The 8,153-nt window shown below is 34.8% G+C and carries 9 protein-coding genes; 4 read left to right on the forward strand and 5 right to left on the reverse strand.

Annotated features, from left to right (window positions below; translation table 11 throughout):
• Positions 1-8 precede the first annotated feature (8 nt).
• The 4 genes from ACYQZV_RS08085 to ACYQZV_RS08100 all read right to left on the reverse strand — a co-directional run bounded on the left by ACYQZV_RS08085 (position 9) and on the right by ACYQZV_RS08100 (position 2,651).
• On the reverse strand, positions 9-647 hold the full coding sequence (locus tag ACYQZV_RS08085) for an AAA family ATPase (RefSeq protein ID WP_459894869.1): 639 nt from the start codon (positions 645-647) through the stop codon (positions 9-11).
• Positions 648-829: 182 nt separating this feature from the next.
• A complete protein-coding gene (mtnC, locus tag ACYQZV_RS08090) occupies positions 830-1,495 on the reverse strand; it encodes an acireductone synthase (RefSeq protein ID WP_459894872.1) in 666 nt (221 codons plus the stop codon).
• Complete coding sequence (locus ACYQZV_RS08095) at positions 1,492-2,043, reverse strand: 1,2-dihydroxy-3-keto-5-methylthiopentene dioxygenase (protein ID WP_459894875.1); 552 nt, start codon at positions 2,041-2,043, stop codon at positions 1,492-1,494. Before ACYQZV_RS08095 ends, mtnC begins: the two co-directional genes overlap by 4 nt.
• The gene (locus ACYQZV_RS08100; protein WP_459894877.1) at positions 2,040-2,651 is read right to left on the reverse strand and encodes a methylthioribulose 1-phosphate dehydratase; all 612 of its coding nucleotides are present in this window, start codon (positions 2,649-2,651) and stop codon (positions 2,040-2,042) included. Before ACYQZV_RS08100 ends, ACYQZV_RS08095 begins: the two co-directional genes overlap by 4 nt.
• 106 nt (positions 2,652-2,757) lie before the next feature.
• Here ACYQZV_RS08100 and ACYQZV_RS08105 point away from each other — a divergent pair, with 106 nt between their 5' ends.
• Positions 2,758-2,970 carry a bifunctional endo-1,4-beta-xylanase xyla gene (locus ACYQZV_RS08105; RefSeq protein WP_459894880.1) on the forward strand — a complete coding sequence of 71 codons (213 nt, stop codon included), beginning with the start codon at positions 2,758-2,760 and terminating at the stop codon, positions 2,968-2,970.
• A 20-nt stretch (positions 2,971-2,990) separates the two neighbouring features.
• Positions 2,991-4,229: a UDP-N-acetylmuramoyl-L-alanine--D-glutamate ligase gene (gene murD, locus ACYQZV_RS08110; protein WP_459894882.1), complete on the forward strand. Its 1,239-nt coding sequence runs from the start codon at positions 2,991-2,993 to the stop codon at positions 4,227-4,229.
• Here murD and ACYQZV_RS08115 read toward each other — a convergent pair.
• Positions 4,216-5,397 (reverse strand): NAD(P)/FAD-dependent oxidoreductase, encoded by a 1,182-nt coding sequence (locus ACYQZV_RS08115; protein ID WP_459894885.1) that lies wholly within the window; start codon positions 5,395-5,397, stop codon positions 4,216-4,218. The two genes, murD and ACYQZV_RS08115, sit on opposite strands and share 14 nt — an antisense overlap.
• Before the next feature lie 99 nt (positions 5,398-5,496).
• Here ACYQZV_RS08115 and ACYQZV_RS08120 point away from each other — a divergent pair, with 99 nt between their 5' ends.
• Positions 5,497-6,942 (forward strand): glycosyltransferase family 39 protein, encoded by a 1,446-nt coding sequence (locus ACYQZV_RS08120; RefSeq protein WP_459894887.1) that lies wholly within the window; start codon positions 5,497-5,499, stop codon positions 6,940-6,942.
• Positions 6,943-7,130: 188 nt separating this feature from the next.
• The coding region (locus tag ACYQZV_RS08125) for a porin (protein ID WP_459894890.1) at positions 7,131-8,153 on the forward strand (1,023 nt) is incomplete at its 3' end.

Here is an 8,153-nt window from a genome sequence, read left to right on the forward strand (position 1 = left end):
TTCCCATCTCAATCTATATATCGCCAAGTCCATCTTCTTTTAAAAGCGTTATCTAAGAAGAATATAGACTCATCGCTTGAGTTCATGGTAGCTATAAGATGGAGGTTTGGCGGTAATTTTATTCTCGTAACTCTTTTTTTCCTTCGATTTATTTCAAATAATTCTTCAAATTTTTTACTCTCATTTATACTGTTGCTATCGCTTAACCCCTTACATAGCCATTTATCGCTTAACTCCTTATATAGCCATTCTCCAGCTAATGCTGGTAAGTTCACGAAGTATTCAGATATGCCTTTATCGTTTCTGTCTAGTAGTACTATCAAATCTCCAAATATAGCTGAAGCATTCCCCCTATTTATCTCTTCTATAACAAGTAGATGATTTTTATTATTATATAAATAGCTCTTATATGCATCTTTTAGAATCTCTAGAAACGGCCCAGCTACAAACTCGTAATATACATTATTATTTTTAGTAGTTCTTGGTATAAGTCTACCTACAAAATCTGCATACTTATACTCTGGATAAAAAGCAATTCTAACAACTTGCTCATTGCTATCTATTCCCAAACACTTCAAATATGTATGGTTTACAAAATAGCTCTTACCAGCTCCCGGCGGTCCAAATAAAATAGTTTGTATAACCATAAACATATTATGCCATAAATATCAAACATTTACATAAGATATCTTTGATGATAAAATTAGTTTCATACTTTCAGCTTGCCGGTTCTGAAACTGGAACCCCAAAAAACTTGTGTAAATTGCAAGCTGTTATGTTTGTAAAATTGATTTACAAAATTTTAGGTATAGGGCTCTCAAGTTAGTCTTTAAAGTTTTATCTCGTTAAAATCTCTGATACACTCTTTTTCCTCGCAAGGTTTATCTCTTGATACTAAAATAGCGTTCATGCTAGCTTCTTTGGATGCTTTTATCTCATCTTTTACATCGGATAAGAATAAAAACTCTTCTGGGGCTATGCCTGTTATGGATGATATGTTTTTGTAGGATTCTTTTTCTTTTTTGGGACCTACAGTGGTATCAAAAAAACCGTCAAAAAGATATGTGATATCTCCATACAAAGAGTATCCAAAAAATAGTTTTTGGGCTTTTACGGAACCAGACGAGTATACAAATATTTTATAACCTTTTTCTTTTAGCTCTTTTAGTTTAAGATAAGCATCCTCGTACATATGACCTTTTAACTCACCACTTTTAAAACCATCTTCCCATATGTGTCCTTGAAGCTCTTTTAAAAGCGTATCTTTCACATCTTTCTCAATCAGGTCTATAAAGATTTGATATGATGTTTCTAAATCTATTTCTTTTCCAAGCTTTTGAGATAATTGGTTTATTATATTTTTTACATGTTCTTCTTCCCAATGTTTTTGAAGATATTCTTTTAAACGGTTTTTGGAGTATTCAAACATAGTATTTTTTACATAGTCTATGGAGGATGTGGTGCCTTCTATATCTGTAAGGATTGCTTTTATCATAAAACGGCTATTTCGTCGTGCTCTGGTATTTTTGAAGATATAGAGGAACCTGTAAACTGCGCCACCCAACCCTCTGGTATTAAGAAAAATCTTATAGCTTTAAAAAATGGCTTTGAACCCATATCAAACCAGTGTTTTGTATTGGCTGGGACGCTTATAAAATCTCCTTTCTCACAAAAAACAACATGAACTTTGTCCCCTATGTGAAGGTAAAAAGTGCCACTTCCATCTACAAAAAACCTTACCTCAAAATCTGAGTGTGTGTGTTCATTCAAAAACATGTTTCTTAACTCATCTTTTTTGGGATTTTCCGGTGTAAGGCTTACCACATCTAAAGATTCGAAACCAAACTCCCTTACTATTCTATTTATATCTTCTTTATAGGCTTTTACCACTTCTTCTTGTCCTGCATCCCAAGAAAGCTCATTGCCAGCTTTCCATCTTTCAAACCTTACACCTAAGTCTGATAGTTTTTTTGATATTAGCTCATAGTCTTTTAAAAGCTCTAAAAGCTTGCCATCCTCGTCATAAATTGCTAAATGGCTCATAAGCTACTCCTTTGTAAATGCATACTCCTTAGCTCACAGTCAAACAAAAAATCAAGAGCTTCAAGCTTTACGTATGCGTCCATTACATCTTTACCCCATGCATAGATGCCGTGTGATTTTAGCAAAAATCCGTATTTCACTTCGCCTTTTTCTATGGCTTTTTGGATAATGCTGGATAGTACTCTCATATCTTGCATGTTTTGAAAAATAGGTATTTCTAACAAGCTCTCATGGGTGTTTATCCCGTCGAAAGCTTTTAAAAGCTCATAGTCTTTTAATATTACCTTATCTTCTAAAAACCTTGAAACAAGGGTAGAGTTTATGGTATGCACGTGAAAAACCGCATTTACATCGGGAAAGTTTTTATACACCACAAGATGAAGAAGCGTCTCGGCAGAGGGTTTTTTCTTACCTTCTAATACGTTTGCATCATAATCTACTGTTACAAAGTCTTTTTCGCTTATATGTCCTTTGTGAGTGCCAGACGCAGTTATGCACACTCTTTTATCATCAAGCCTTACCGATAAATTACCAGCGGTAGCGGGAAGCCATCCCCTTGTGTGAAACTCTTTTGCAATTTTTACAACATCAGCTACTTTTTCTTCCATAGGTCAAATGTTATAATATATTCTTTATTTTAGGTATTGTCAAGCATCATATATCCTTGCAAAATTTGAGATAAATATTATATTTTACTTTAAGGAGGATAAAGGTATGGCAAATGTAAATGCTGTTGGAGCTTATGGTGCCTACAACGTGCATCAGCACAACAAGGTAAACGAGCAAGCCAACGATCAAAATACCAATAAAACCAACGCTGTTAATAAAACCAACGAAGCTAAAAATCAGACCGCCGAACAAAACAACAATCAGAATCTTCAAAACAACCCGCAACTAACAGCTACAGTGCTAAATCTATATAGGTAAAAGGGTTTAACGATAAGTTAGTGGCATATTTAGTTTGGGGAAAAGGAAGAAGCGGTTTAGCAGCTTTTAATCTATTAAAAGCAAAGGGTTTTGAGGTAATAATTGGAGATGATAAAGAAGATAAAAACCTGTGGCGGGAAGTTTGGGGTAGTGTAGATATTGTAGTTTTATCTCCTGGTATACCACCATCTCATCCTCTTTGGCAAGAAGCCCTTAAATCTTCCAAAGAAATAATAGGCGAGACCGAGTTAGCTTATAGATTTTACAAAGGTAAAAATATAATAGCTGTTACTGGAACAGACGGCAAATCTACTACGGTGCATCTTATACATCATTTTACAGGTTTAAAAGAAGGAGGGAACTTTGGAACTCCTTTTAGCGAAATAGTGCTTGAAAATGATGAAGAGTCAGTGGTGTTAGAAGTATCTTCTTTTCAGGGTAAAACACTAAAAACTTTTAGACCAAACATAGGTGCTTTTCTTAACTTTTCAAAAGATCACCTTGATTGGCATAAAGATATGGAAGACTACCTTTTATCAAAGCAAAGCATATTCAAAAACCAAACCAAAGAAGATATTTTGATACTAAACGCCAAAAAACCAGTGTCAGAGACCCCTTCATTTGCTAAAAAAGTATTTTTTGGAGAAGAGGGTAATTTGAAAGTGATAGGAAACGATATATATTACAACGATGAAGCGTTTATAAAAGATATATATCATCCTTCTTTAAAAGGTATTCATAACCTTTACAACATCGCCGTGGCAAGTTTCGTGGCTTTTAGCATGGGTGTAGAGATAGATAAAATAAAAGAAAGACTAAACACCTTCGAAGGACTTCCTTTTAGATATCAATACTTAGGCAACTTTGACGGTGTAGACATTTACAACGATTCTAAATCTACTACCGTAAACGCTCTTATGAGCGCTTTGGAATCCACAAAAGCCCCTATTGTTTTGATAGCTGGTGGCATAGATAAGGGTGGGGATTTCTTATCTCTTAGCATTTACAAAGACAAGATTAAGATGGTGTTTTTGTATGGAAAAGATAAAAACCTTATAAAAGATCAGATAGAATCTTTTTTAAAGGTTTGTGTGATGGATAATTTGGAAGATGCTTTAATAAAAGCTAAAAACGAGGTAAATAAGGGTGATACTATACTGTTTTCACCCGCTTGTGCATCTTTTGATATGTTTGAAAACTATAAGCATAGGGGCGAGATATTTAACGCTTTGGTAAAAAAGCATTTTAGTAGTTTATAAAGGGTAATTTTGGAAGCTTTTTCAATTTTACAAGCTTAAAGTGCATTCCCCAAATCCTTTTAAAATAATGTCCTATGATTGGCATTGGTAAAAATAACGCCTTTTTATCATTTCTATAAACAAGTCCTGCCCCTTTTGTGCCCATATCCATAAGACATATGATGCTAAGGTGTTCTTTGTAGGATTTTGGTGTGCCTTTTTCTTTTCCTTCTTTTAGGGCTATGTTAAAAGCGCATACTCTTGCCATCGCCTCTGCTAAATGTCCTTGCTTTGCTTTCCAATCTGGGCCTTCTAAGGCCGCAGAGTCGCCTATGGCGTACACGTAATCAAAATCTAAAACTTTTGTAGTCTCATCTATTTTTACAAATCCAGCTTCGTTTTTAGGTAAATCCGACTCTTTTATAGCTTTATGTCCATCTGTGGCTGGTATAAAAGCTATCACATCAGCTTCTATCTTTTCCCCGTCTTCTAGTATTACACCGTCTTTTTGAAACTCTTTTATCTTTTTACCGGTTTTTATGTTTATGTTTAGTTTTTTTAGCATATCCATAGCGCTGTTGAAAGCTTTTTCTCCAAGCCTTATGCCTGGTTTATCCATAGGTGCAAAAAATGTTAGTTCAAAATTTTCTCTTAAATGCAAGCTTCTAAGGTAATCATCTAAATTTAACAAAAGCTCAAAAGCAGGACCACCCCTTACACCAGAAGGGTCTTTTGGATTGCCCCCAAAACCCACAGCTATTTTACCAGAGCCTTTTAAAACTAGATTTTGTATGGCTTCTCTTAGCTCTAAAGCTTGTGTGGGTTCTGAGCATATAGAGTAAGCGTATTCCATACCCTTTGGATTTACCTTGGAACCCCCTAGCGCTATTACAAGGTAATCAAAATCTTTTAGAGTGCCGTTTTCTTTTAAGATTACCTCTTTGTCTTTGGCTTTTATGGATAAAACCTCATCTTTTATAAATCTAAAGTTGTGCAACAAAGCAAGGTTGTTTAAATTTAGCTTTATATCGTTAAATTTTATTCTTTCTACTGGTACCCATATAGCAAGTGGGTATATGTAATAATAGTCTCTATTTGAGACAAGCGTTACATCAAATCCATATTCACTTAGCAAAGAAGCCGCTTCTACCCCAGCTATACCACCGCCTAATGCCAATATTTTTTTCATATGAGTTAATATAAGCTTACTTTTATTATTTTTCTATGCTAAAAGCCATATACTTTTATTTCACAGTTAAAACAGCTTTTTACCCTATAATAGTTTGTGATGAACTTTAGAAACGTTTTTTTGATAAACGTGCTTTTTTTAATTTTTAGAGTGCTTTATGTACTTTATTATCCTATATCTTTAGACCCAGAAGAGGCTCAGTACTGGGATTGGGCTAGGCATATAGATTTTAGCTACTACTCAAAGCCGCCTTTGGTGGCATATTTGAACTTCATAACGATGCATCTTTTTGGTATAAACAACTTAGCCGTTAGGATATGGCCTATTTTGTTTGCTTTTATAATGCTTAACTTCTCTTATTTTTTTGTTAAAAAGATATACGGTCAAAAGGCAGCTTTCTGGTCATCTGTGATACCAAACACCGTCATAGGTTTTAATATAAATGCAATACTGATGACTACCGATGCGCCATTTTTGTTTTTTTGGGGTCTTAGCGTCATAGCAATGTACGAAGCCCTTCATAAGAATAGGCTAAGAGATTATATATACCTCGGTATATTTGCGGGGCTTGATTTTTTAGCAAAATACACCGCCGTTTTCTTGGTGCTTGGTTTTTTGTACGCTTTTTTGTATAAAAAAGACACCCTTAAAAGCTTTAAGCCTTATCTTTCAATATTGATAGCCACTTTTATAGGTATTCAGGTGATAATATGGAATATCTTTCATCATTTTGACGGGTTTAAGCACGTTGGGGCTTTGGCAGGTGTAGAGGATGATGCAAGCGTTAAAGTGTTGAGAGTTTTAAACTTTTTAGGAGGGCAGATTGGGGTTTTATCGGTGGTTTGGTTTTTTGTGTTTTTATACGCTTCTTTTAAAAGCCTAAAACAAAAAAACCATATAGATATGTATTTTATAATCCTTTCTTGGCCTATTTTGATATTCTTTGGGATTTTGAGTATAAATACCAATGTCCAAGCCAACTGGCCAGATTTTGCATACTTTAGCGCTTTTATTTTGATATCCAAATATTTTGAGGCTTTTAGAAAAAAGCTACTTTATATAAGTTTTTCTATGATTATAACAATACTTGTGATGTTTACGCCAATCCTTGATGTAATAGGCCTTGGTAGTGTTTTAAAGCCCATACACGACCCTACAAAATTCTTGGTAGGATGGGACAAGCTTGGGGCTTTTGTTTCAAGGTTTTATAAGCCGGGAGACTTGGTGTTTAGCGATTATTACCAGATAGCTGGAGAGCTTGCCTTTTACATGAAAGACCATCCAGAGGTCTTTTGCATAAACTTAGGCACAAGAATGAACGAGTTTTACCTTTGGCAGCCTCTTATGAAAAATTACATAGGCCACGACGGCATCTTTGTAAGCGTCCATCCAATAGACAAAAAAGTTTTATCTGGTTTTCAAAAGCAAATATACCATACTACCTACACCGTTTATTGGAGGGGTAAGCCTATAGAGACTTACTATATATACGTGTTAAAAGCCTACAACGGCCATATAAAGCAAGTAAAAACAAATAGCTACTAAAAAGGCTGTAAAAAGTGATATGCTTTTGCCACGCACAACCATCTTAAACATTTTAGTTAGTAAAAGTTAACTTTAAATTTTATTTTTCAATATTGATAGATATCAGTAAAAATATAATTAGTTAAAATTTACAAATTTTTTATTATTTGGAAATATAATTATTTTAATTTAATTTTTGAGGTAGAGTTATGAGATACAAATTAGGTAGTCTTTTGCTTTTTAGTGGGCTATGTATTTTAAGCCACAACGCCAACGCTATCTTATTGAAAGCTTCAGAGAATGAATTTGCAGATGTGGGCCTAAGGTTAGCCATTTGGGCTCAGCAAGACGGTGCTACTTATACAAATGATAAAAGTTCTACAAATTTTTCTATAACTCAGGCTAGAATTTATTTTGATGGCCAGATAAACCCTATAGTGCAGTTTGGAGCGGATTTAGATTTTGCCGATAACGACGCTCTTGGTGCTGATGGTACAGCTAGGACTCATCAGGGTACGCCTTATACGATGGTAAGAGACGCTTTTATAAACCTTCATTTTAACAAAAGCTCAAATATTATGGCGGGGCTATTTTTAAATCCGTGGTCAAGATACGAGCTTGAGAACACGTTAAGTTTTTATATTCCAACAGAAAATTTCATACCAGAGATAGGGACAATAAACAACGATATAACAAAAGTTTTGAAACCTAATAAAAACGATAAGCTTTTTATTACACCGCTTTTAAGCTTCAATTTAGGTGCAGACTCTCAGTTTGAAAGTGCTTTTAGAGATATGGGTGTTGTGTATTGGGGAAGCGTTGGAAAAAATGCGATGCTAAAGTATTACGCTTTTATAGGAAATGGAAAATACGATTATCAGGATGGATACAACGCCAACAGCAATTTAAAATATGGATTTAGATTGGAGTTTACACCCACGATGCTTGGATATAAAGGAGAATCAGGATATATAGACCAAGATACTTACCTTGGAAAAAGAAACACGCTTACATTTGGTTTTGGCTATCAGCAACAAAGGATAGATTGCGCTGGTAATTGGCTAAACAGCAATAATCAAAATAGTATATGCGCAAATCAAACATCTTCCACCACCGCTAAGGCTTACACGGTGGATATGATATGGGAACAAAAGTTTGGGGATTTTGTACCAAACTTCCAAGCAGCATGGCTTCTTCAAAAAGATTTAGGTTATGCAAAAGCAGGTACTACG

This window comes from Hydrogenobaculum acidophilum, from assembly GCF_054656715.1.

Bases quoted from the DNA above. Each gene is read 5' to 3' on its own strand.
- ACYQZV_RS08095 (WP_459894875.1), bottom strand. From the start codon at position 2,043: ATGAGCCATTTAGCAATTTATGACGAGGATGGCAAGCTTTTAGAGCTT.
- ACYQZV_RS08100 (WP_459894877.1), bottom strand. From the start codon at position 2,651: ATGGAAGAAAAAGTAGCTGATGTTGTAAAAATTGCAAAAGAGTTTCAC.
- ACYQZV_RS08105 (WP_459894880.1), top strand. From the start codon at position 2,758: ATGGCAAATGTAAATGCTGTTGGAGCTTATGGTGCCTACAACGTGCAT.
- mtnC (WP_459894872.1), bottom strand. From the start codon at position 1,495: ATGATAAAAGCAATCCTTACAGATATAGAAGGCACCACATCCTCCATA.
- ACYQZV_RS08085 (WP_459894869.1), bottom strand. From the start codon at position 647: ATGGTTATACAAACTATTTTATTTGGACCGCCGGGAGCTGGTAAGAGC.
- ACYQZV_RS08120 (WP_459894887.1), top strand. From the start codon at position 5,497: ATGAACTTTAGAAACGTTTTTTTGATAAACGTGCTTTTTTTAATTTTT.
- ACYQZV_RS08115 (WP_459894885.1), bottom strand. From the start codon at position 5,397: ATGAAAAAAATATTGGCATTAGGCGGTGGTATAGCTGGGGTAGAAGCG.